This window comes from Mesorhizobium sp. M7A.F.Ca.US.006.04.2.1, from assembly GCF_004022915.1.
In the GTDB taxonomy this organism is placed as follows: domain Bacteria; phylum Pseudomonadota; class Alphaproteobacteria; order Rhizobiales; family Rhizobiaceae; genus Mesorhizobium; species Mesorhizobium ciceri.
This window is the reverse complement of record NZ_RZQA01001682.1, coordinates 1-406: the sequence shown is the minus strand read 5'-3', so window position 1 is coordinate 406 and position 406 is coordinate 1. Positions and strand designations below refer to the sequence as shown.

1 pseudogene is annotated in these 406 nt (G+C 64.5%); it reads left to right on the top strand.

Features of this window, described 5'->3' with window-relative positions:
- Positions 1 to 406: pseudogene (locus EN925_RS39390) on the top strand (acyl-CoA dehydrogenase); the annotation flags it as partial.

Genomic DNA, 406 nt, shown 5'->3' with positions numbered 1-406 from the left:
GCTTCAGCCACGCCACCTATAGCCACAGTGCCGCCTTCGTCGACGACGGCACCGGCAAGCCCGCCAAGGACGATAGGGGCAATGTGATCATCATGTGCGCCCATGCGCCGATCTCCCAGCACAAGCAGCTCGGCAATTGGGACGTTCTGGGCCTCGGTGGAACCGGCAGCATCGACTATGCGGCCGAGGATGTCTTCATCGCCGACGATCTCGTCTTCCCGATCCTGACCGCGCCGCCACTGCGCCAGAAGGAGTTCTTCAGTCTCGGTGTCGTCGGCCTCGCCGCCATCGGTCATACCGGCTGGGCACTCGGCACCGGGCGGCGGATGCTGGACGAGATCGCCAAGTTCGCCCGCAGCAAGTCAGGCCGCGCCGGGTTGATCGGCGAAAGCGAGAAATTCTGGCA